General features: G+C 71.0%; 14 protein-coding genes. 5 read left to right on the forward strand and 9 right to left on the reverse strand.

The window, feature by feature from the left end:
* Positions 1-19: 19 nt before the first annotated feature.
* The 8 genes from OG504_RS32205 to OG504_RS32240 all read right to left on the reverse strand — a co-directional run bounded on the left by OG504_RS32205 (position 20) and on the right by OG504_RS32240 (position 15859).
* Positions 20-1336, reverse strand: coding sequence for a hypothetical protein (locus OG504_RS32205; protein WP_405992930.1), 1317 nt, complete (start codon positions 1334-1336; stop codon positions 20-22).
* Complete coding sequence (locus OG504_RS32210) at positions 1333-3555, reverse strand: CDP-glycerol glycerophosphotransferase family protein (RefSeq protein ID WP_405992931.1); 2223 nt, start codon at positions 3553-3555, stop codon at positions 1333-1335. The genes OG504_RS32205 and OG504_RS32210 overlap by 4 nt, the downstream gene beginning before the upstream one ends.
* 7 nt (positions 3556-3562) lie before the next feature.
* Entirely contained in the window at positions 3563-5755 is a 2193-nt protein-coding gene (locus tag OG504_RS32215) for a CDP-glycerol glycerophosphotransferase family protein (RefSeq protein WP_405992932.1), read from the reverse strand.
* Between the two features lie 150 nt (positions 5756-5905).
* The gene (locus OG504_RS32220) at positions 5906-8167 is read right to left on the reverse strand and encodes a CDP-glycerol glycerophosphotransferase family protein (RefSeq protein ID WP_405992933.1); all 2262 of its coding nucleotides are present in this window, start codon (positions 8165-8167) and stop codon (positions 5906-5908) included.
* 155 nt (positions 8168-8322) lie between these two features.
* Positions 8323-9231 carry a carbohydrate ABC transporter permease gene (locus OG504_RS32225; RefSeq protein WP_405992934.1) on the reverse strand — a complete coding sequence of 303 codons (909 nt, stop codon included), beginning with the start codon at positions 9229-9231 and terminating at the stop codon, positions 8323-8325.
* Entirely contained in the window at positions 9228-10508 is a 1281-nt protein-coding gene (locus OG504_RS32230) for a carbohydrate ABC transporter permease (protein WP_405996486.1), read from the reverse strand. Before OG504_RS32230 ends, OG504_RS32225 begins: the two co-directional genes overlap by 4 nt.
* A 66-nt stretch (positions 10509-10574) precedes the next feature.
* Positions 10575-11960 (reverse strand): ABC transporter substrate-binding protein, encoded by a 1386-nt coding sequence (locus OG504_RS32235; protein WP_405992935.1) that lies wholly within the window; start codon positions 11958-11960, stop codon positions 10575-10577.
* A 155-nt stretch (positions 11961-12115) separates the two neighbouring features.
* Positions 12116-15859, reverse strand: coding sequence for an FHA domain-containing protein (locus OG504_RS32240; RefSeq protein ID WP_405996487.1), 3744 nt, complete (start codon positions 15857-15859; stop codon positions 12116-12118).
* 343 nt (positions 15860-16202) lie between these two features.
* On the opposite strand from OG504_RS32240, the gene OG504_RS32245 reads away from it, so the two are divergent.
* From OG504_RS32245 to OG504_RS32260, 4 genes are all read left to right on the forward strand, one after another.
* Entirely contained in the window at positions 16203-17906 is a 1704-nt protein-coding gene (locus OG504_RS32245; protein WP_405992936.1) for a serine/threonine-protein kinase, read from the forward strand.
* Positions 17907-18083: 177 nt separating this feature from the next.
* On the forward strand, positions 18084-19322 hold the full coding sequence (locus OG504_RS32250) for a serine/threonine-protein kinase (RefSeq protein WP_405992937.1): 1239 nt from the start codon (positions 18084-18086) through the stop codon (positions 19320-19322).
* Between the two features lie 262 nt (positions 19323-19584).
* The gene (gene prfB / locus OG504_RS32255; RefSeq protein WP_405948365.1) at positions 19585-20691 is read left to right on the forward strand and encodes a peptide chain release factor 2; all 1107 of its coding nucleotides are present in this window, start codon (positions 19585-19587) and stop codon (positions 20689-20691) included.
* A gap of 314 nt (positions 20692-21005) precedes the next feature.
* Positions 21006-21623, forward strand: coding sequence for a hypothetical protein (locus OG504_RS32260; protein WP_405992938.1), 618 nt, complete (start codon positions 21006-21008; stop codon positions 21621-21623).
* A gap of 96 nt (positions 21624-21719) precedes the next feature.
* On the opposite strand, the gene OG504_RS32265 is transcribed toward OG504_RS32260, so the two are convergent.
* Positions 21720-21911: a hypothetical protein gene (locus OG504_RS32265; RefSeq protein ID WP_043679302.1), complete on the reverse strand. Its 192-nt coding sequence runs from the start codon at positions 21909-21911 to the stop codon at positions 21720-21722.
* Positions 21912-22171: 260 nt separating this feature from the next.
* Here OG504_RS32265 and ftsE point away from each other — a divergent pair, with 260 nt between their 5' ends.
* Complete coding sequence (gene ftsE, locus OG504_RS32270) at positions 22172-22861, forward strand: cell division ATP-binding protein FtsE (RefSeq protein WP_033286714.1); 690 nt, start codon at positions 22172-22174, stop codon at positions 22859-22861.
* Positions 22862-22886 lie beyond the last annotated feature (25 nt).

A 22886-nucleotide genomic window follows, 5' to 3' on the forward strand; every position in this document is an offset into this window, starting at 1 on the left:
CGCTTCACCTCACCTCACCTCACCTCACCGACTGAGCGTGCTCCCCAAACCCGGTCCCAACTCCCTGCCCCGGAACCGGTGTTGACACGGAGCCACCCACACCCACAACCGCCTTCCCCCGCACCACACCCTCCAACAACAACGGCACCCCCACCACCGGCAACAACCACACCAGCACGATCAACCGCCCACCCCACACACTGATATCGGGATGCGCGGCCTGAGTAAGAACCCCGGTGAACGCGGCCCCGATCAGAAACACCCCGAACGCCGGCCGCCGCACCGCACCCCACACCCCCGCACCCAGTGCGGCCACCAGCATCGGCTGCCACAACTGCTGCCGCGTCCACTCCACCCAGAAGTTCGCCTCCAGGTGCAGGAATTCGGGCCACAGCCGCGTGCGGTCAGGACGGGCGTAGTGATCGGTGAGCAGATCCTGAAGGCTGTCGGTCTGGGACGGGTAATGGAGGACACTCGCCAGAACCAGCGTGCCCAGCGCGGCAGTTGCCCCCAACGCGGCGACCGCCACCAACGCCCGACCCGGAGCCCGCCCACGCCGCGTTCGCCCTACGGCGACCACCGCACCCGCACCGCCCAGGCACAGCCCGAGGAACAGGGACTGCGAGTGCTTGACGGCGAAGAGGAGCACCAACGAACCGCCGACCAGGGCGAGTCCGGCACGCGTACGCCGCCCCTTCAGCACCAGCGCGCAGCCCCACACCGCCGCCAGCGTCAGGGCCGTCATCAGCCCCTCGGTCATCGGCCGCATCGAGGTCGTCCCGCACGGCAGGACGTAGTACAGCGCCTGCCCGGTCAGCGCGAACGGCACCGACACGGACAGCGTGCGCAGGATCAGGAAGACAAGTACGCCACCCCCGACCGTGAGGACGACACTCGCCGACCACATCCCCCACACCGGCCCGAGCAGCGTCACGAACGGCACCAGGAACACCGGGTATCCGGGCCGCACTTCGAAGATCCGCATGAACCGTTCCGATGTGAACGGCGCGATGAACCCGCCCGTCTGCCCGGCCCGCAGCCGCGCGTTCACCCCCCGCCACTCCGCGTCCCGGCACTTCTTCGCGACCCGAGCCGCGGGGTCCTTGCCGTGGAAGTTCAACGGGTTCACGCTCTGTTCGCGCCGCGCGTTCGCCCCCTGGCTCGCACAGCTGTAGTCGATGGCGACAGCCGCCGACTCCCGCTCGCTCGCACCACGCAAACTCATCGCGTACGACAGGTAGTTCTTCGTGTCGGGAGTCGCCCGCCCCGTGACATTGGCGAGTTGAAGCACCGCGAACACGGCGGCCAGCACCAACACCCACGTACGCGGCCTCATGAGGACGCCAACTGGCCGTGACCGCTGGCAGGAGAGGGCACCCGCGTACCGGACCCGGTCTGCGGCAGCCAGTCGACGTCCCCCAGAAGCAGCGTCCGTACGACCCTCTCGGCCGCCCACCCGTCGTCGAACTCGCAGTACCGCGACCGGAATTCACCCCGCAGCCGAGCCGAGTCGTCGTCCCGCCAGGCACCCGACGCGAACAGCCACGCCAACTCCCGGTAGGAGCTGGACACATGACCCGGTGGGGCGGCGCTGACGTCGAAGTAGGTACCCCGACTGGCCGCGTAAGCCTCCCGGTCATCGGCGTGCAGCACGATCGGCCGGTCGAGATTGGCGTAGTCGAACATCAGGGCCGAGTAATCAGTGACGAGCGCGTCGGACGCCAACATGACGTCCTCTACGGACGGTTCGTCGGTCGCGTCGACCAGAACACCGCGCCGGTGCAGATCCGCGAGACCCATGCCACGCGCCGGGCCGGTCGCCAAGGACGGGTGCAGCCGTACGACGAGCGTGTGCTCCGGACCGAGATCCTCGGCGAACCGGGCCAGGTCCAGCCGGTCGACATGCCCGCCCCGGACATACTCGCGGCGGGTCGGTGCGTACAGCACGACGGTGTTCCCTGCGGGGATACCGAGCCGCTCCCGAACTGCCGCCCCCGCTCCCGGTGTTGCGCCGACGAGGACGTCATTGCGCGGGCTCCCCGTCCGCGCCGACGCGAAGTGACACGGATACGCCCGCTCCCACACCAGCTCCGAGTGCCGGTTGGCGACCAGACTGTGGTCCCAGCGGTCGGCGCGGCGCAGCATCTGCGGTACGTCGACGCCGTAGCGGCCGCCGGGCTTGTCCAGCAGGTCGGCCGCCATGTACTTGAGCGGGGTGCCCTGATGGGTGTGGATGTGGACGCTGCCGGGGCGCTTGGTGAGGGTGCCGGGCCAGTTGACGTTGTTCACGAAGTACGTTGCCCGCGCGGTGAGTTGGCGGTACCGCAGGGTGTTGAGGAGGACGTGCTCGACGTCCGGCGGCAGCAACGCGGCCTGTTCCGCGTCCTGTACGACCCACACGCCCCGGAGGTGCGGGGCGATCTCCTTCGCCTTGTAGTACACGGCGGCCGGGTCGCCCAGGACCCCACGGTGCGAAAACGCCGAGTACACAACGAGGTTGGGGTCCAGCGAGCGCCGGGCGTGCAGCGCGCCCCAGCCGCCCTTGACCCGCCCGGCCGCCGACTTACGGGCCTGCATCGCCCGGCGCTCCAGCTGCCGCCCGCCCCGCCCCGCCTGCCGCCGCACCCGGTACAGCGCGTAACTGCCTTCCAGCGCGCGGACTTCGGCGTCCACCTTCATCCCCGCCGGCTTGTGCCTGGCGAACAACTCGGCCGTACGACGGAAGAACTCGGCCTTGTCGGACGGAGGAAGCCGGTCCGGCTTGCCGAGGATGTCCAGACAGTGCTCGCCCATCTTCCGGTGCAGATACGGCAGCCAACTCGTCAGCTCCGGGCGGGAGTCGACGAACGCGAAGACCCGCTCGTACTGGTCGTGGATGTCGAAGTGCTTGCGGCTGGTGGTGGACAGGATGTTGCCCTGGCGCCGCTGCCGGTAGTTGAGGCAGATCCGGTCGAGGGTGGCGATCCGCTCGGCGCTGAGCAGCACCGGGAACGTCCAGGGCGTGTCCTCGTAGTAGCCCGGCGGGAACTCGAAGGCGTGCTTGTGCACGAACTCCCGGCGGTACACCTTGTTCCACACGACCATCAACAGGTCGAGGATCTCCGGGTGTTCGGCGACCGTGAAGGTGCCGTCGACCTCCGTCAGGACGTGCGCGAGGACGTTGCGCCGGGTGCCGCCCCACCAGTAGGTGCGCGCGTAGTCGAAGACCAGGACGTCCGGGTCGCCGCTCGCGTCGAGCCGGTCGGCCATCGCGCGCAACGCGCCCGGGGTGAGGGTGTCGTCGCTGTCGAGGAAGAAGAGGAAGTCGCCGGTGGCCAGGGGCAGTCCGGCGTTGCGGGCGCGGCCGAGGCCGACGTTCTTCGGCAGGTGCAGCACCTGGACGCGCGGGTCGCGGGCCGCGTACTCGTCGAGGATCGCGCCGCAGCCGTCCGGCGAGCAGTCGTTCACGGCGATCACCTCGATGTCCCGGTAGGACTGCTCCAGAACCGAGTCGAGGCACTCGCGCAGAAAGCCCTGCACCTTGAAGACGGGGACGATGACGCTGAAGCGGGGCACTTCGGGTTCAGCTCCTTACGAGGGTGGCGGCGGGGGCCGGGGCGCGTTCCGCGAGCGGGATCACGGGCGGCACGGTCTCCGGCGGCTCGCCGAGGAACACCCGGCGTACGACCCGCTCGGCGGCCAGCCCGTCGTCGAACTCACAGAAACGGGACCGGAATTCGGCCCGCAGAGCCGTGGACTCGGGCCCGGCGAACGAGCCGTCGCGGAACACCTGCGCCAGCTCCTCCGGCGTCCGCGCGACGGGGCCCGGCGGCGCCTCCATGAGGTCGAAGTAGACGCCCCGCGTCTCCCGGTAGACCTCCCAGTCGTCGGCGTACACGACGATCGGCCGGTCGAGGTTGGCGTAGTCGAACATGATCGACGAGTAGTCCGTGACCAGCGCGTCGGCGGCCAGGCACACGTCCTCGGAGGAGCGGTGCGCGGTCACGTCGATGATCCGGCCGCTGCTCTTGGCCCGGCCCTGGTCGTAGAAGTAGTGGGCGCGCAGCAGCACGACCACGTCCTCGCCGGCCGCCGCGCAGAAGGCCTCCAGGTCGAGGCCGGTGTCGAAGCCGGTCTGGTAGTCGCGGTGGGTGGGCGCGTACAGGACGGCCGTCTTGCCCTCCGGTACGCCCAACTCCCCCCGGATACGGGCCACTTCGGCGGCGGTCGCCGTGTAGTAGACGTCGTTGCGCGGATAGCCGTACTCCAACGCCTCGTACGAGCCCGGGAAGGCGCGCTCCCACATCTGGGTGGAGTGCCGGTTGGAGGAGATGTTGTAGTCCCAACGGTCCACCCGGCCCAGCAACTTGGCGAAGCTGCCGGTCGCGGCGGCCACCACCGGGTACGTCGACTGGTCGACGCCCATCTTCTTCAGCGGGGTCCCGTGCTGGGTCTGGACATGTACGCTGCCGGGCCGCTTGACGACGCCCTCCGCGAAGTTGGCGTTGTTCACCAGGTACTTGGCCCGTGCCAGCACCTCCCAGTACTTCCGGCTGCCGATGACGGCGTGCTCGACGCCCTTCGGTACGGCGTCCACCGCGTCCGGCTCCACCAGGAACACCGAGCGGATGTGCGGGGCGAGTTCGCTCGCCTTGGCGTGGATCGCGGCCGGGCTGCACGCGTAGCCCCGGCCCCAATAGGCGCAGTACACAGCCAGGTTGGGGTCGAGCGGGCGGCGCAGGTCACGGGCGTAGCGCAGACGGGTGCGGAGCATCCGGGGACGCGGGACCCGCTCGGCCGCCCCCGACGCCGACCGGTTGGCACCGCGCAGCGCCTTGAACGCCGTGTACGCCCCCGACGCCAGCAGCCGGTGCTGCACCCCCAGACTCCCGCCCGGAGCACGGAAGTCGGCGGGCCGGTGCGCCCGGTACAGCCGCCCGGCCCGGCGGAAGAAGGCACGGTGCCCGGACGGGAGCCGCTCGGGCCGCGAGGCGGTCTTCAGCACCACGGCGAAGAGCTGCTCGAACAGCGCGTGCGATCGCTCGGGAGCCAGACCTTGCGCCGCCGCGAGCACCAACTCCACCTGGTCGAGGAGCTGGTGGTGGTGCTCGCCGGGCAGGTTGAGCCGGCTGCCCTGCCTGCGCAGTAGATGCCGTACGACGACGGAGCGCAGGACCGCCACCCGCTCGGCGGCGACCGTGACCAGGCCGCCCCAGCCGAGGTCCGTGAACCGGCCCTCGGGGAAGGTGAGTTGTTGATCGCTGAGGAAGGCGCGGCGGTAGGCCGCGCTCCACGCCGGGAGCTGAATGCCCGTCAACTGCGGGGCCTGGGCGGGAGAGAAGGCGCCCGCCGGGGTCTTCGCCAGCAGCGGGACCGCCGGGTTGGTGGGCTCGCCCTCCCACCACGGGGTGCGCTCGTGCTCGAAGTACAGGGCGTCGATGTCACCGGTCTCCGTCAGCCGGGCGTCCAGTGCGGCCAGTGCGCCCGGGGCGAGGGTGTCGTCGCCGTCCAGGAAGAGGACGTAGGAGCCGGTCGCTGCCCGGAGACCGGTGTTGCGGGCCCCGCTAAGCCCTGCGGACGGTGGGGAGTTGACCGGCGCCACCCGGGAGTCCTGCCCGGCGTGATCGGCGGCGACGTCGGCGGCCGGGGAGCCGGGGCTGTCGCAGACCGGGATCAGCTCGAAGTCGCCGTAGGACTGCGCGAGGACCGAGTCCAGGGCCAGGGGCAGCCGGCCGGCGACCCCGTGGGACGGGACGATGATGCTGAAGCGGGGCATTCTGTTCTTTCTCCAGTGGTCCGGAGGGGTCCGGTGTCAGTGCGCGCGACAGGCCCTGGGGCGTCCGGTCGGGCGGCAGGTGGACGGGCGGGTCGGGGTGGGGCGCGAGGGGCTCGAGGGCATGTGAACTCCCGGATGTGGGAACGGCGTTCAGAGTCGGTCGGTGACGGGCAGGGACGTCGAGGGCTGCGGCACGGTGGCGAGCGGGGAGCGCGTGAGGCTCGCGGCGGCCGACGGCACCGGGTGGCGGTCGGCGAGCGGCACGACCGGCGGGAGGTCTCTCTCGCCCAACACCACGTGGCGTACGACGCGTTCGGCGGCGCGGCCGTCGTCGTAGGGGCAGAAGCGCTCGCGGAACGCGGCGCGCAGTTGGGCCGAACGCGAGCCGCGCCAGTGGTCGGTCGCGAAGATGTCGATCAGTTCGTCCTCGCTGCGGGCGACCGCGCCCGGCGGGAAGGCGCGCAGGTCGAAGTAGGTGCCGCGGGCCGCCTCGTAGGCCTCCCAGTCGTCGGCGTGGATGACGATCGGGCGGTCGAGGTTGGCGTAGTCGAACATCAGGGACGAGTAGTCGGTGACCAGCGCGTCCGAGGCGAGGCAGAGCGACTCGACGCTGGGGTGGTCGGTGACGTCGATGATCCGGCCGGACGCGGACGCTGCGAGGGGGCCCTCGTGCCAGTAGTGGGCGCGGGCCAGCACGACGAAGCGCGGGCCGAGGCGGCGCAGGACACGGTCCAGGTCGAGGTGGGCGCGCTGAACGCGGCGGTAGTCGCGGTGAGTCGGGGCGTAGAGGAGGGCGATGGTGTCCTGGGGGATGCCGAGGGACTCGCGCAGGCGGGCCACGTCGGCCGAAGTCGCCTGCTGGAACACGTCGTTGCGGGGGTAGCCGTAGGCGAGCGTGGTGTAGCTGCCGGGGTAGACGCGCTCCCAGGTCAGGGTGGTGTGGCGGTTGGGGGACAGGACGTGGTCCCACTTGTCGACGCCCTTGAGGAGTTCGGCGAAGTCCATGTCCCTTGCCGCTGCCGGGCGTTCCTGGAGGTCGAGGCCCATGTGCTTGAGCGGGGTGCCGTGTTGGGTCTGGATCATGACTTGGCCGGGGCGCTTGACCAGCCTGCGGTCGAAGTTGACGTTGTTCACCAGGTATTTGGAGCGGGCCAGCGCCGTCCAGTACGAGGCGGTGTTCGGGCGCAGTCTGCGGGTGGCGGCCGGGATCGTGTGGTGGTGCTCGGGGCGGGCGATCCACGCGGTGCGGATGTGCGGGGCGTGGGTGCGGAACGCCGTCTCCAGCGCGCCCGGGTTGCAGCTGTGGCCGCGGCCCCAGTAGGCGGCGAACACCGCGCGATCCCTCAGCGGGAGCCGGAGTTGGACGCGGTAGTGGAGCTGGAGGACCGCCGCCCTGAGTGCGCGCAGCGCCTTCGCGGTGAGCTTGACCGCGCTGCGGCGCCAGCTCATCGCCTTCTGCACGGCCCGGAACGTGCGGTGGACGCCGAAGTGGACCAGCGTGTGGCGCGTCCGGGTGCGCAGCGGGACCGGGGTGCCGGGGATGCGGTAACGGCGGTAGTGGGCACGGGCCTTGCGCAGGAACTCGGCGCGGGTGCCGCGCGGGAGGCGGTCGGGCTTGGTGAACACCGTCGCGAGGTGGTCGACCATGCGGCGGAACAACACTGGTCGCCACCCGGCGAGTTGGGGGCGCGCGTCGACGAACGCGAAGACCCGGTCGTACTGGTCGAAGACGTCGAAGTGCTTGCGGCTGGTCGTGCCGAGGATGTTGCCCTGGCGGCGCTGGCGGTAGTGGACGCAGACCCGGTCGAGGGTCGCGATCGTCTCCGCCGTCATCAGGACCGGGTAGGTCCACGGGGTGTCCTCGTAGTAGCCGGGCGGGAAGGCGAAGCCCTCGCGCTCGACGAACTCCCGTCGGTACGCCTTGTTCCAGGCCACCATGATGACCCGCAGGAGCCCGGGGCGGTCCTCCAGCCGGAAGGGCGCCGGGCCCTGTTCGGTCAACTGGACGGCGACCTTGTTGCGTTGGGCCTCACCCGACCAGAAGGTGCGCGCGTAGTCGAAGACGAGGACGTCCGGCTCGCCGGTCTCCTTCAAGCGGTCGGCGATCGCGCGCAACGCGTCCGGCGTGAGCGTGTCGTCGCTGTCGAGGAAGACGAGATAGTCGCCGGTCGCCTGTTCCAGACCGGCGTTGCGGGCGCGGCCGAGGCCCTGGTTCTCGGGGAGATGGACCGCGCGCACCCGGGCGTCGCGGGCCGCGAACTCGTCGATGATCGCGCCGCAGGCGTCCGGCGAGCAGTCGTCGACCGCGATCAGCTCAAGATCGGGGTACGACTGGGAGAGCACCGATTCCAGGCATTCGTGCAGGTACGCCTGCACCTTGTACGCGGGGACAATGACACTGAACCTGGGCAAGGGACATCCATGGGTCGGTCGGCGCGGGCGTTCTGCCCGGGAACGGCCGATGGAGTGACTTGGTTACGGCGCGTACGGCATACGGGGGACGCACGGTGAACGAAAAGGGGCGGGCCGGTGACGGCCCACCCCTTCGAACTATGTGTCGTTTGCGGCTATTTGACCGCGCCCGCCATCACACCGGACACGAACTGCCGCTGGAACGCGAAGAACACGGCCAGCGGGATCACCATGGAGATGAACGCACCGGGTGCCAGCACGTCGATGTTGTTGCCGAACTGGCGTACCTGCGTCTGGAGTGCGACCGTGATCGGCTGGGTGCTCGACTTGGTGAACACCAGCGCGACCAGCATGTCGTTCCACACCCACAGGAACTGGAAGATGCCCAGGCTCGCGATCGCGGGCCCGCCCAACGGCATCACGACCCGCGCGAACAGCCGCAGTTCACCCGCGCCGTCCAGCCGCGCCGCCTCCAGGAGTTCGCGCGGGATCTCCGCGAAGAAGTTCCGCAGCAGGAACACCGCGAACGGCAGCCCGTATCCCACATGGAAGAGGATCACCCCGAAGATGGTCCCGAACAGGCCGATCTTTCCGAAGAGTTCGGCGATCGGGATCAGCGCCACCTGCACCGGCACGACCAACAGGCTGACCACGCCCAGGAACCACCAGTCGCGGCCCGGGAACTCCATCCACGCGAACGCGTAGCCCGCGAGCGCGCCGATCACCACGACGAGGAGCGTCGCCGGGACGGTGATCAGGACCGTGTTCCACAGCGAGTTGGTGATGTCGCTGTTCTCCAGCAGCGTCTTGTAGCTGTGGAAGGTGAGTTGGGACGGCTGGCTGAAGACCTTCCACCAGCCGCTCGCGCTCATGTCCTCCGGACTGCGCAGCGACGACAGCAGCAGCCCGAGCGTCGGTACCATCCAGAACAGGCCGACGAGGATCAGGAACACCCGGACCAGACCGCCGCTCGCCGCCGCCGCGAGCCGCCCACCGAGCGACTCCCGCGCCTTGACGACCTCAACGGGCCCTGTTTTCCCCAGAGTTCCGGCATCGGTGGTCATCGCCGCACCTCCCGCCTGAGCCGCCGCACATTGAAGAGCATCACCGGGATCACCAACAGCAGGAGGAACACCGAGATCGCGCTGGCGATCCCCGGCTGGTCCTCCGAGAAGCCCTTCCGGTACAGCTCCAGGGCCAGTACGTTCGCGTCGTCCTGCGAGGAGCCCGGGGCGATGATGAAGACCAGGTCGAAGATCTTCAGCACGTTGATCATCAGCGTGACGACGACGACCGCGAGCACCGGCGCCAGCAATGGCACCGTGACTCTCCGGAACACCTGCCACTCGTTGGCCCCGTCGACCCGCGCCGCCTCCAGCAACTCCCTTGGTACGCCCGCGAGTCCGGCCGCGATCAGCACCATCGCGAACCCGGCCCACATCCAGACGTACGACCCGATGATGGCCGGCGTCACCAACGACGGGCCCAGCCACTCCACTCCGTTGTAGGGCGCCTTGAAGTTGCTTGACGGGAGCCGGAGTTGAGCCCCGTCGGCCTTGGCGGGCAGGGTGAAGGTGCCGTCGCCCGCGGCCTTCGTCGAGGCGACCACCTTGCCGTTCTTGACCGCCTCGATCTTCATCCCGCCGTAGCCGAGTTCGGACGGGTCGACCCCGCCGAGCTTGCCGACGCCCTTGCCGCGGGTGAAGTCCTGCCAGGTCGTGCCGGTGATCTTTCCCGGCTCGGCCTTCGCCGCTGCGGCCTTCTGCGCGCTGTCGGGCATCTGGTCGGGGGCGACGCCGACCAGGGGGAGCGTGACGGTCTGGCCCGTGTGGACCGTCGTACTGGTGATGAAGCCGCCGTGGTCCGCCTTCAGCGGCGACTCGCGGCCCGGGTGGGCGTTGGGGAACGCCGACGACGAGGCGAACGTGTCGTGGATCCCGACCCAGACCGCGTTGGCGACGCCCTTGTGCGGGTCCTGGTCGTAGACGAGGCGGAAGATGATGCCGGCGGCCAGCATCGAGATCGCCATCGGCATGAAGACGACGAGCTTGAACGCCGTTCCCCAGCGCACCCGTTCGGTCAGCACCGCGAAGATCAGGCCGAGGGCGGTGGCGACCGTCGGCGCGAAGATCACCCAGATGACGTTGTTCTTCAGGGCGGTGCGGATGCCGTCGTCGGTGAACAGGGCCTTGTAGTTGTCGAATCCGGCGAAACCGTCACCGGCCTGGTTGCCGAAGCTGCGGACCAGCGAGTACCCGATCGGGTAGACCACGAGCGCGCCGAGCAGCACCAGGGCGGGCAGCAGGAACAGCACTGCCACGGTCCTGCGGGTGCCGGTCACGCTCTTGCGTTTGCGGGGAGGGACGGAGGCCCCGGTGGCCTCCGCCGCTGCCGATGCCACTGGGGCTCAGCTCCCGCTCGCGTACGCCGCCGCCGCGTCCTTCTCCAACTGCGCCTGCGTGCCCGCGACATCCGTCGGGTTCTTCAGGAAGTCCTGGAGGTCCTTCCACTCGCCCTTGCCGGGGGTGCCGCCGAAGGACTGCGGAGCCTGGTCGGACATGTCGAAGCGGAAGTCGTCACCGGCCGCGATCAGCGACTTGGCGATCGTCCGCTGCACCGCGTTCGGGTACGCGGAGTCCGGCACGTTCTTGTTCGGGGAGAGGTAGCCGCCGAGCTTCGCCTGGATCGTCGCCGCGTCCGGTGAGGCGAGGAAAGTGGCCAGCGCCTGGGCCGCCTTGGAGTCCTTCAGGATGACGGCCGCGTCGCCGCCGGAGACCACGGGCGCGGTCGAGCCCACCGCCGGGAACGGGAACACCTTCGCGTCGGTGCCCACCTTCGCCTTGGTCTCACCGATGTTGACCTGCACGAAGTCGCCCTCGTAGACCATCGCGGACTTCGGCTGGTCGCCGCCGTTGAAGGTCTGGGTGACGGACGCCGGGAACTCCGTCTGGAGCGCGCCGTTCTGACCGCCCGCGATGTACGCCTTCTTGCCCCAGATCTGGGCGAGCGTCGTGAGGGCCTGCTTGACGGAGGGATCGGTCCACTTGATCTTGTGCTGGGCGAGCTGGTCGTACTTCTCCGGGCCCGCCTGCGACAGATACACGTTCTCGAACCAGTCCGTCAGCGGCCAGCCGTCCGCGCCCGCGATCGAGAACGGGGTGACCCCGGAGTCGTAGACCGTCTGCGCGGTCGTCAGCAACTCCGCCCAGGTCTTGGGCTCCTTGGCGCCCGCGTTCTCGAAGACCTTGGCGTTGTACCAGATCAGCGACTTGTTGGCGGCCTTGTAGTAGACGCCGTACTGCTTGCCGTCGACCTTGCCGATGTCCTGCCAGCCCTGCGAGTAGTTCTTCTGCAACTCCGCGAGCGCGTCGGCGCCGAGGGGCTTGGCCCACTTCTTGTCGACGGCCTGTTTGATGGCGCCGGGCTGCGGGAGCATCGCGACGTCCGGCGGCTGGCCGCCCGCGACCTTCGAGCCGAGGAAGTTGATGATCGGGTCCTGGGCGGGCACGAAGGTGACCTTGGCCCCCGTGCGCTTCTCGAACTCCGCGAGGACCGCCTTGAAGTTCTTCTGCTCGTCACCGGTCCACACGGCGGCCACTTCGAGGCTCGCGCCGTTCAGTTTCGGGAGGGTGACGGTTCCGGCGGTCTCCGAAGGACTGCTCGACTTGCCGCTGTCGCTCTTGTTGTCACTGCCTCCACAGGCGGCGAGCGAGAGCGTCAGTGCCCCCGCGGCGACAACTGCCGCTGTACGTACGGTGGTACGTGTCCGGTGTGTGCTGCTCGTGCTGCGCATCACTGCCCCGTTCTTCGTTCCTCGTCGAACGCTCGAACGCTTCCGTGCGCACTGGTCTACGCCCGGTACTTGAACGCGGCAAGATGGCGTCCGCTGTCAAGTACGCGATCGTGATTGGGTCGTGACGTGGGGTTGTGTGGGCGACCTGTGAACGATCAGAGGAGCGACGGCACCTCCACCGCCGACACCGAGCGCGTGGCCCGCTCCAGCGCGCTGGCCAGGAGCGCCAAGTCCGTTGGCCCGTTGCCCAGTTCGCGGACCGGCCGGCGCGCCGGGGGGTCACCCATGCGCTGCCACTCCAGCGGCACGACCGTGGGGCGGAGCGTCGCGGTACGCGGGATACGGCCCGTCACGCGCCCACCCTGGAACGGGGTCGCCCGCCCGTCCGGCAGCGTCAACCGACCACGCCCCGGGGCGGGTTCGTCCGGACCCTGGGTCGTCGCGTCGAGGGCGACCCGCAGCGTGATGTGCCGCGCGGGCTCGGCCTCGGACGTCCGCGCCTCTACGGCGGCAGCCGCCACCAGGTGCACGCCGAGCCGCTCGCCCGCACGGGCCACCGCCTCCAGTGCGCGTATCACCGAGCCGGCCGCGGGACGCCCGGGGGAGCCGAGCGGGGGTTTCACCAGCGCGTCCAGATCGTCGACCACCACGACGAGCCGGGGCAACGGCGGTGCCGCCTCGGTCTGTTGACGAGCCGCCGCCGACGGGCGCAGCCGGATCGTCGAACTGGACGGCGACTCCAGATCCCCGGCACCGGACGTGCCGCGCTGGGAGATGATCCGCCCCGACACCTCGTGCCGCGAGTGCCACTCGACGAACCCGATCCGGCCAAGCAACTCGGCCCGCCGCTTCAGCTCCGCGCTCAGCGACTGCGCGAACTCCCGCATGCGCACAGGGTCGTTGGCGGTGAGATGGGTGGTCACATGCGGTACGTCGGTGCAGACCCGCAGGCCCTCGCCGTGCCCGCCTCCCCCAGAGGGGGTACCCCCAGCGCCGACGCTGTCCCGCCCGTCTATCAACACGATGCCGAGCCGGTCGGGCCGCTCGGCGGCGGCGAGGGACGCGACGACCGCCCGCAGCAACTCCGTACGGCCACTGCCCGGCGGGCCCTCGATCAGCAGATGCGGTCCCTCGGAGGCGAGGTCCGCGGTGACCGGCCCGCGCGGCCCGGCCCCGAGCACCGCCCAGGCCCGCCCGCCGACCGCGTCCTTGTCGTCCCCGGCATCCGCCCAACGCGTCAGCAACGACGCCGGGGTGGCCCGCGCCAGCCCCAACTCGTCCAGCAGGCGTGCCGATTGAGGCAACGGCGCCGACACGCGTGCGTGCCGCTCGTTCGCGGGCCCGTCCGCCCTGAGCGGCGCCAACGCTCGCGCGAACCGCTCGGCCCACGCGAGGGAGACGGCGTCCACGGCGGCGATGGTGCCGTTGCCTACGGGGCCGGGGCCAGTGGGGTCGGGGTCGGACGGGTTCGGGTCGGCTTGGCCGAAGCCTGCCTGACCGAGGTGGGCGTGGTCGGGGTCGTTCTGGCCGGGGCGGGACGGTTCCGTACGGAGAGGTGACGTCGCTGTGCCGGGTCGGGATGCCTCCGTACCCGGTCGCGTCCCGCCCGTACCGCCGGTCCGAGACGCCCCCGTACCGCCGTGCGCGACCCGCAACAGCCGTAGCGCCGTGGCGACATCACCGCTCAGCAGGGCGACCGCCCCGCACTCCCGGAACGTCGGCGCCGCCGCGCAGGCCGCCTCGTAGGTCTCCGTCACGGGGGACACGGGCGAGGCCGCTTCCGTCTCGGCGAGGCACACGACGTGGATACCGGCCCGGGGCCCGTCGTGGGCCAGCCGCGCCACCGCCTCGCGCACATCGGCCCCACCGGGGTCACCGTCCACCACGAGCACGGTGTACGGCCCCACGAAACCGTCCGCCGAGCCGTCACCGTCGTCGGTGCGGGCCCACGCGGGGCGGTGGGCGGCGCCGCGGAGGGAATCGTCGGAGCCGGCGGGCCGGGGCCGGGTGGCGCCGGAAGCCGGGTCGTCGGAGGTGCCGGAGCGGTGGTGGTGGGCGTCGTCGGTGGTGTTGTACGCGGTCGGGGTGGCGGAGGTGCCCGTCGCCCCGCGCTGATGACGGTCGTCGGCCGTGTGCCGTGCGGCGGCACTCAACTGGCCTTCGGCTGAACCGTGTTGTGAGGCGAGTGAACCGTGTGGCGAGGGGAGGCCCGACCGCCCCTCCGCCGAGCCGCGCTGCGCGCCGATGCCCGGAGTGCGACGGACGGAGGCGCTGGAGGCGCCTGAAAGGACACCCGGTCGCCCCCCACCCCGCGCGTCCATGGCGTGGTCCTCAAGCCGCCGCAGCAGCTCGTCCGTCCGGGCCGTCGCCTGTTCCCGGTCGTAGGCGAGCAGCAAGCGACAGTCCTGGCCGTGTCCCGGGCGCAGGTGCGGCAGCCAGCCGAGCCAGGACCACTCGGCGGTGCGCTCGGCGACCGTACGCGCGCGGTCCGTGCTGATCAGCACGATCTCCAGGGCGTCGGGGGAGTGCAGCGCGGCGAGTTGGGCCACCACCGCGCGGGCCAGCCCCGAGAGCCGCGCGCGCGGACCGGCCAGGCCCAGCGCGCCGACCTCGCGCAGCCCGGAGGTCACCGGCACCGCGGGCAGCAGCGCCGAGCCGTCCGGGGTCGCCCGGTCGGCCGTGCCGAGCCGCACCGTGAGCGCCTCGGGGTGGCCGGGGGCGCGCTCCCACAGGCGGGGGCCCGGGCCCAGGGCGGTGAGCAGCAGGGCCGCCGGGTCGGGCCAGGTGTCCGGTTGCTGGAGGACGACGGGCGGGGGCGGCACGCTCTCGTCGGCGACCTCCTCGTCGTAGGACGACTCGGGGCCCTCGGCCGTCGACTCGCCGCGGCTGCCCGTCAGACGGCGTGCCCACTTGCCGATGCCGCCGCGCCTGCGCACGCCCTGGGGGACATCGGTGCCCCGGAGCGGGGTGCCCTTGCGTCCGGTGTGGGCGTCGTCGGTGTCGTCGTACGGGGGGATGCGTGAGGTCGTCGTAGGCGCGGAGAACACGTCCTCGGCGCCCTCCGACCGTTCGTCGCCGAGAGGCTCGCCGAAGACTCCGAGGTGGCCCGCGTGGGTGTCGCCGCCCTCGTGGACGAGGCGGTGCTCGATGCTCGGGGCGCTGCCCTGGCCCGGCACCACGAGGGGTTCGCTGCGGGCGGCGGACGCGGTGCCGGGGGACACGCGCACGTGGCCCTCGCCGTCGGGGGCCGTCTCGGCGCGCGCTCCCGGGCCGCCGGACGGGGTCAGCCGCAGGGCCGACTCGCCGATACGGAGCAGCGCGCCCGGGGCGAAGCGCACCGGACGGGTGCCCACGCGCGTGCCCGCCAGGGTCGTGCCGTTCGTCGAGCCCAGGTCGGCGACCGAGACACGGCCTCCGGGGTCGACCGTCACCGCGCAGTGCAGCCGGGACACGTCCGGGTCGTCCAGCGGGACGTCGGCGTCGGCGGAGCGGCCGATGTGGATCTGGCCGCCGTGCAGGAGGTGCACCCCGCCCGCGTCCGGGCCCGCGACCACGTGCAGCTGGGTCGGGGCGTCGTCCAGCTCGGGGTGGGCCTCGGGCTCGGCGGGGGCGCCCAGGGACAGCACCGCGCCGTCCGTCAGTGGCGGCTCGCCGAGCGTGCAGCGCTGGGTGTCGAGGCGCTCCACGCCCGCGTACAGCACGATCGGGCCGCCGGACTCGCGGCTCCGCTCGGACTGCGACGCGGCCGCGTCGGCGGAGACCGCCGAGGCCAGCGCGGACGCCACCGCGGCCAGGGCCGTGCCGGCGGGCGCGGTGACCAGCACATCGCAACTCGCGGAGCGGCCCCGCGGCTGCGCGGGCGGCCCCAACGGGTCTACGACGGTCAGCCGGATCTGCATCGCCGTCAGCGGTCCCTTCTGCCCGGACACGGAATTTCCCCCACCCCGCGCGAGCAATCGGCCAGTACTGCACGCATCCTCGCACCTGCCACTGACAACTCGCCCGGGGCCCGGCAGCAAGTGATCTTGATTGGTCAGCTCTGTCCCCAAAAGTGCCTGACCAGTGCCGCACCGGTGATCGAGTGAGACCGGTCATGTCCGCCTTCGGTGACCATTGGGGCAACCGGGAGACCGGGGAGAGCGTCTTTCCTTCGAACATGTACGGCGATGCTTACGTAGGTAGCCGCAAGAGGGGCGGCACTACAGTGGACCGGAACACAGGCAAGCAGCAGGGAGCGCAGACGTGCGGCCGGTAGGCAGCAAGTACCTCCTGGAGGAGCCACTCGGACGCGGCGCCACGGGCACCGTCTGGCGGGCCCGCCAGCGTGAGACCGCGGGCGCCGAGGCAGCCGTACAGGGGCAGCCCGGCGAGACCGTCGCGATCAAGGTCCTCAAGGAAGAACTCGCGAACGATCCCGACATCGTGATGCGGTTCCTGCGCGAGCGGTCGGTGCTGCTGCGCCTGACGCACCCGAACATCGTCCGGGTCCGCGACCTCGTCGTGGAAGGCGATCTCCTGGCGCTCGTCATGGACCTCGTCGAGGGCCCCGACCTGCACCACTACCTCCGGGAGAACGGCCCGTTCAGCCCCGTCGGCGCAGCCCTGCTCACCGCGCAGATCGCCGACGCGCTGGCCGCCAGCCACGCCGACGGCGTCGTCCACCGCGACCTGAAGCCGGCGAACGTCCTGCTCAAGCAGGGCGGCGGCCAGATGTACCCGCTGCTCACCGACTTCGGCATCGCCCGCCTCGCCGACTCCCCGGGCCTCACCCGCACCCAGGAATTCGTCGGCACGCCCGCGTACATCGCGCCGGAGTCCGCCGAGGGCCGTCCGCAGACCTCCGCCGTGGACATCTACGGCGCCGGCATCCTGCTGTACGAGCTGGTCACCGGCCACCCGCCGTTCTCCGGCGGCTCGGCCCTCGAAGTCCTCCACCAGCACCTCAGCGCCGAACCGCGCCGCCCCTCGACGGTCCCCGACCCCCTGTGGACGGTCATCGAGCGCTGCCTGCGCAAGAACCCGGACGAGCGGCCCAGCGCCGAGAACCTCGCCCGCGCCCTGCGCGTCGTCGCCGAGGGCGTCGGCGTGCACGCGAACTCCGCGCAGATCGCCGCCGCCGAGAGCGTCGGCAGGCTGCTGGCCCCCGACCCGGCCCCCGCCGCCGTACCGACCGTGCCCGGCGCCGCCGACCCTACGCAGGTCCTGTCGCACAGCGCGGGCGCCTACGACCCGAACGCGGCGACCAGCGTCCTCCCGCACACCAGCGGTCCGGTGGGCGCCGCCGACCCCACCACCGTGATGCCGAACCGCGGCGCGGCCGACCCGACCACGGTCATGCCGCAGAACCAGGCCGGTCAGTACGGCCAGCAGAACCAGCAGAACCAGTCCGGCGGCGGCCCCGAGCAGCCGCACCCCTGGCAGAACCAGCTGCGCGCCGCCCGCGACCGCAACGAACAGACCCAGTACCAGCCCTACCTCGACCCGGGCGAGGACCCGCTGCGCCGCCGCCCCCAGCGCCAGGTCTCCCGCGCGCAGCAGCCCCAGCAGCAACCCCGCCAGGCCGCCCAGCAGCGCCCGCAGCAGCGGCCGTCGCAGCGTCAGCAACCGCAGCAGCAGGGCGGCGGCTACGGCCATCCGCAGCAGCACCAGCCGCAGCAGTACGCCCCGCCGAACCGCCAGCAGCCCCAGCGGCCGCCGGAGCCCGCGCGCGAGCCCCGCCAGCCGCGGCAGCGCAGCGCCAACCCGATGAAGATCCCCGGACTCGGCTGCCTGAAGGGCTGCCTGTTCACGATCGTCCTGCTCTTCGTCGCGGGCTGGCTGGTCTGGGAGCTGACCCCGCTCCAGGACTGGATCGGCACGGGCAGGAGCTACTGGCACGAGATCAGCCATGTCGTCGGACAGATCAGCGGCTGGGTCAAGGACCTGAGTTCCGCGACCGGCAACTGACCCTCGACGCGACTGGCAACCAACCCTCGGCACGACCGGCCACAGACCCCCGAATCGCCCTTGTCGGACGCTGGGTTGGGGATTTGTCGACACCCAGTGGGTGATTTCCGCCTCGGCGGTGAAGGTTGGCTCATCCGACGCGTAGTTTTAGCGACACACGCGTCGGTAGGAGCAGCCTTGGCACGGAAGATCGGCAGCCGGTACACCGCCAACCAGATCCTGGGGCGGGGCAGTGCCGGCACGGTGTGGCTGGGCGAGGGACCCGAGGGTCCCGTCGCCGTCAAGCTGCTGCGCGAGGACCTCGCGTCCGACCAGGAACTCGTCGGCCGCTTCGTGCAGGAGCGCACGGCCCTGCTCGGCCTGGAGCACCCGAACATCGTCTCCGTACGGGACCTCGTGGTCGACGGCAACGACCTCGCCCTCGTCATGGACCTGGTCCGGGGCACGGATCTGCGCACCCGCCTCGACCGGGAACGCCGGCTCTCCCCGGAGGCCGCCGTCGCGATCGTCGCCGACATCGCGGACGGACTCGCGGCGGCCCACGCGGCCGGCGTCGTCCACCGGGACGTCAAACCGGAGAACGTCCTCCTCGACATGCAGGGCCCCCTCGGCCCCGGCGGCGCGCACCCCGCCCTGCTGACCGACTTCGGGGTCGCCAAACTCATCGACTCCCCGCGCCGCACCCGCGCCACGAAGATCATCGGCACGCCCGACTACCTCGCCCCCGAGATCGTCGAGGGACTGCCCCCGCGCGCGGCCGTCGACATCTACGCCCTGGCGACCGTCCTGTACGAACTCCTCGCCGGATTCACCCCGTTCGGCGGCGGTCACCCCGGCGCTGTCCTGCGACGGCACGTCACCGAGACCGTCGTACCGCTGCCCGGGATCCCCGACGAGCTGTGGCAGCTGATGGTCCAGTGCCTGGCGAAGGCCCCGGCCTCCCGCCTGCGCGCCTCCGAACTCGCCGCCCGCCTGCGCGAACAGCTCCCCCTGCTGGCCGGCATGCCCCCACTGGACGTCGACGAGCCGGACACCGAGGAGGAGGCGGCGGAGCAGGAGGAGGTCCCGGAGGCCACGCCCGCGCGCAGCGAGCGGGTACGCCGGGGCGCCGTACCGCTGGTACCGGGCGCCAAGCCCGCGGACTCCAACCGGGACACGCATACGTCGATGCGGGTCCCGGCGCCGGACGAGCTGGCGGGCGGGCCGCGCGGTACGGCCCGCGCTCCGCGCCCGGCGGGTGCCCCGCGTCCCGGCTCCGCCCGGCACCGGGCGGCGACGCGACGGCGGCGGCTGACGCTGGCGGCGGCGGGGGTCGTGCTGGTCGCGGCGGTCGGGGTCGGTACGTGGGCGGCGACGTCGGGCGACTCCAGCGGGGACTCCCCGGACACGAAGAACTCGGCACCGGCTTCGCCGTAGGTTTTCTCGCCCCCGCCGCCCCTACCCGTCCCATCCCAGGGGGCGCTGCCCCCTGGACCCCCGATCGGCCTGAACGGCCTCGTCCTCAAACGCCGGACGGGCTGGGGGGTGCACTTCTCAGCCGACCGAGACGGGTGGTGGGTGGGCAAAGGCCCGGGGGTCTGGGGGCGGAGCCCCCAGGGGCGCCCGCCCCAGCGCGGGGGAACAGAGACCGGATTCAGGCCCGGCACTCCCCGCTTGGCGGAGCCGTTACGCTGGAGGCGTGGCAGTCGTCGATGTATCCGAAGAGCTCAAGTCCCTCTCCTCGACCATGGAGTCGATCGAGGCCGTCCTGGACCTGGACACGCTGAGGGCAGAAGTCGTCGTCCTTGAGGAGCAGGCGGCAGCGCCCTCCCTGTGGGACGACCCGGAGGCGGCGCAGAAGGTCACCAGCAAGCTGAGCCACCTCCAGGCCGAGATCCGCAAGACCGAGGCCCTGCGCAGCCGGATCGACGACCTCTCGGTCCTCTTCGAGATGGCCGAGGAGGAGGACGACCCGGACACCCGCGCCGAGGCGGAGAACGAACTGACCGCCGTCAAGAAGGCGCTGGACGAGATGGAGGTCCGCACCCTCCTCTCCGGCGAGTACGACTCCCGCGAGGCCGTCGTCACCATCCGCGCCGAGGCCGGCGGCGTCGACGCCTCGGACTTCACCGAGAAGCTCCAGCGCATGTACCTGCGCTGGGCCGAGCGCCACGGCTACAAGACGGAGCTCTACGAGACGTCGTACGCCGAAGAGGCCGGCATCAAGTCGACCACCTTCGCCGTGCACGTGCCGTACGCCTACGGCACGCTCTCCGTCGAGCAGGGCACCCACCGGCTCGTCCGGATCTCGCCCTTCGACAACCAGGGGCGCCGCCAGACCTCCTTCGCCGGTGTCGAGATCCTCCCGGTCGTCGAGCAGACCGACCACATCGAGATCGACGAGTCCGAGCTGCGCGTCGACGTGTACCGGTCCTCCGGCCCCGGCGGCCAGGGCGTCAACACCACCGACTCCGCGGTGCGTCTGACCCACCTCCCCACCGGCATCGTCGTCTCCTGCCAGAACGAGCGCTCGCAGATCCAGAACAAGGCCAGCGCGATGAACGTGCTCCAGGCCAAGCTGCTGGAGCGCCGCCGCCAGGAGGAGCAGGCCCGGATGGACGCCCTCAAGGGCGACGGCGGCAACTCCTGGGGCAACCAGATGCGTTCGTACGTCCTGCACCCGTACCAGATGGTCAAGGACCTGCGCACGGAGTACGAGGTCGGCAACCCCGAGGCCGTGTTCAACGGCGAGATCGACGGCTTCCTGGAGGCCGGAATTCGCTGGCGCAAGCAGCAGGAGAAGTAAGTTTGTCGACAAGGCAACTGCCGCCCGGTGGGCGGCAGTTGCCTTTTGTTTTCCCGCCCGTGATCCCTGATGTCTGGGTTTTACATCACACTCACAGGTTCCATCCCCCAGCAAAGAACCCGTAGTTGGACATTGCGCTCGCAACGGCCTTGACGTTGCTGTGAAAACTGGGAAGGGTGAAGCGTGGCATGCGTGTCTGCGGGGCGCATGTGAACCGGGGGACATGAGCTTTCGCCAGCTGCCACCCCCCGTCGATCACGGCCCCGGACACCGACGCGCCACCCTGACGACGAGCTACTGGGGGTAGCAACCTAATGACCAAGAAGACGCGGATCCGTGTCGCGCGCATAGCGGCCGGCGCGATCATCGCCGCCGGCGCCTCGCTGACCGCCGCGGGTGCCGCATCGGCGCTCGACCTGGGCGTGACGCTGAGCGCCAGCACCACCGACGACGGGCCCCTGCCCGGTGACGGGACCGACTCCTCGTCCCCGACCGACACCGGTCTCCCGACCGCCCCGGACACGAGCGAGCCCCCGACCTCGCAGCCGCCCACCTCGGAGCCGCCCACACAGCAGCCGCCGACCTCGACGCCTCCCACCGACGAGCCGACCGAGCCCACCGGCAACCCCACCGAGCCGACGGACGAGCCCACCGACAGCCCGTCGGACGGCAGCACCAGCGGCTCCGGCTCCACCGGCGGCAACAACACCGACCCCGACGGCGGCTCCTCCGCCCAGGAGGCGGGCACCTCCGCGCTCACCGACACCGGTTCCGACACGACGGCCCAGGGCAACGGCGGTGAGCTCGCCGAGACCGGTGCCGGCCAGACCGCGTTCCTGCTGATCGGCGCCGCGACGATGATCGCCGGCGGCATCGCCTTCCGCGTGCTCCCGCGCCTCGCGAGCAGCAACCGCGGCGGCACGGTCGCCTGACGGTAGCCGTCCCCGTACGGACCGTACGCACGTCGTACGACGAAGGGCCCGGAGCGTGTCGCTCCGGGCCCTTCTGCATGTCCTTGTACAGGCCGCTTACGCGGTCTGGTGCGCCACCAGCGCCAGCGCCGCGATCAGCACCGCGAGCAGGGCGATCAACGCCATGGGGTTGAGATTGCCCCACGGATTCTCCTGCTGCAGCCGCTCGCGGTTCGCGCGGCAGACGGGACAGCGGCCCTCGTTCACGGGCGCCGCGCAGTTCGCGCACACCAACCGGTCGTACGTCATGCGCTCGCCCTCCTTGCACCGGCTATCACAGACACAACGCCGCGGGACACGAGAACGTTCCCGAACGTTCCCCTCCACTGTGCCAGGTTCCGCGGGATTCGGCGCGGCTCGCCTTATCCTGCCCCGACCTTGTACGTTCCAGCCCTTCAAATCCGCGACAAAACGTGCAAGCCTCGCGCAACCCCGGACGCCGACTGCGCGGGCACACCCGGGTCGCGTATGGTCACGCTCACCTACCCCCGGCTACCCGTGGTGCACCCGTGATCCGATTCGACAATGTCTCCAAGGTCTACCCCAAGCAGACCCGCCCCGCTCTCAGGGACGTCTCCCTGGAAGTGGAGAAGGGCGAGTTCGTGTTCCTCGTGGGGTCCTCCGGCTCCGGAAAGTCCACCTTCCTGAGGCTGGTCCTCCGCGAGGAGCGGTGCAGTCAGGGCCAGGTGCACGTGCTGGGCAAGGACCTCGCCCGCATCTCCAACTGGAAGGTGCCGCAGATGCGCCGTCAGCTGGGGACCGTCTTCCAGGACTTCCGCCTGCTGCCCAACAAGACGGTCGCCGAGAACGTGGCCTTCGCGCAGGAGGTCATCGGCAAGTCCAAGGGCGAGATCCGCAAGTCCGTGCCCCAGGTGCTCGACCTCGTCGGGCTCGGCGGCAAGGAGGACCGGATGCCGGGCGAGCTGTCCGGTGGTGAGCAGCAGCGCGTGGCCATCGCGAGAGCCTTCGTGAACCGCCCCAAGCTCCTCATCGCGGACGAGCCGACCGGCAACCTCGACCCGCAGACCTCCGTCGGCATCATGAAGCTCCTCGACCGGATCAACCGGACGGGCACCACCGTGGTGATGGCGACGCACGACCAGAACATCGTGGACCAGATGCGCAAGCGCGTCATCGAGCTGGAGAAGGGCCGCCTCGTCCGTGACCAGGCACGCGGCGTCTACGGCTACCAGCACTGACCGCCGACCGACCGCCGTCTGATGT

Origin of the sequence: Streptomyces sp. NBC_00986 (genome assembly GCF_045162565.1) — a bacterium.
GTDB lineage: Bacteria > Actinomycetota > Actinomycetes > Streptomycetales > Streptomycetaceae > Streptomyces.

Bases quoted from the DNA above. Each gene is read 5' to 3' on its own strand.
- OG504_RS32265 (WP_043679302.1), bottom strand. From the start codon at position 21,911: ATGACGTACGACCGGTTGGTGTGCGCGAACTGCGCGGCGCCCGTGAAC.
- OG504_RS32205 (WP_405992930.1), bottom strand. From the start codon at position 1,336: ATGAGGCCGCGTACGTGGGTGTTGGTGCTGGCCGCCGTGTTCGCGGTG.
- OG504_RS32240 (WP_405996487.1), bottom strand. From the start codon at position 15,859: ATGCAGATCCGGCTGACCGTCGTAGACCCGTTGGGGCCGCCCGCGCAG.
- OG504_RS32260 (WP_405992938.1), top strand. From the start codon at position 21,006: ATGACCAAGAAGACGCGGATCCGTGTCGCGCGCATAGCGGCCGGCGCG.
- OG504_RS32215 (WP_405992932.1), bottom strand. From the start codon at position 5,755: ATGCCCCGCTTCAGCATCATCGTCCCGTCCCACGGGGTCGCCGGCCGG.
- OG504_RS32225 (WP_405992934.1), bottom strand. From the start codon at position 9,231: ATGACCACCGATGCCGGAACTCTGGGGAAAACAGGGCCCGTTGAGGTC.
- OG504_RS32235 (WP_405992935.1), bottom strand. From the start codon at position 11,960: ATGCGCAGCACGAGCAGCACACACCGGACACGTACCACCGTACGTACA.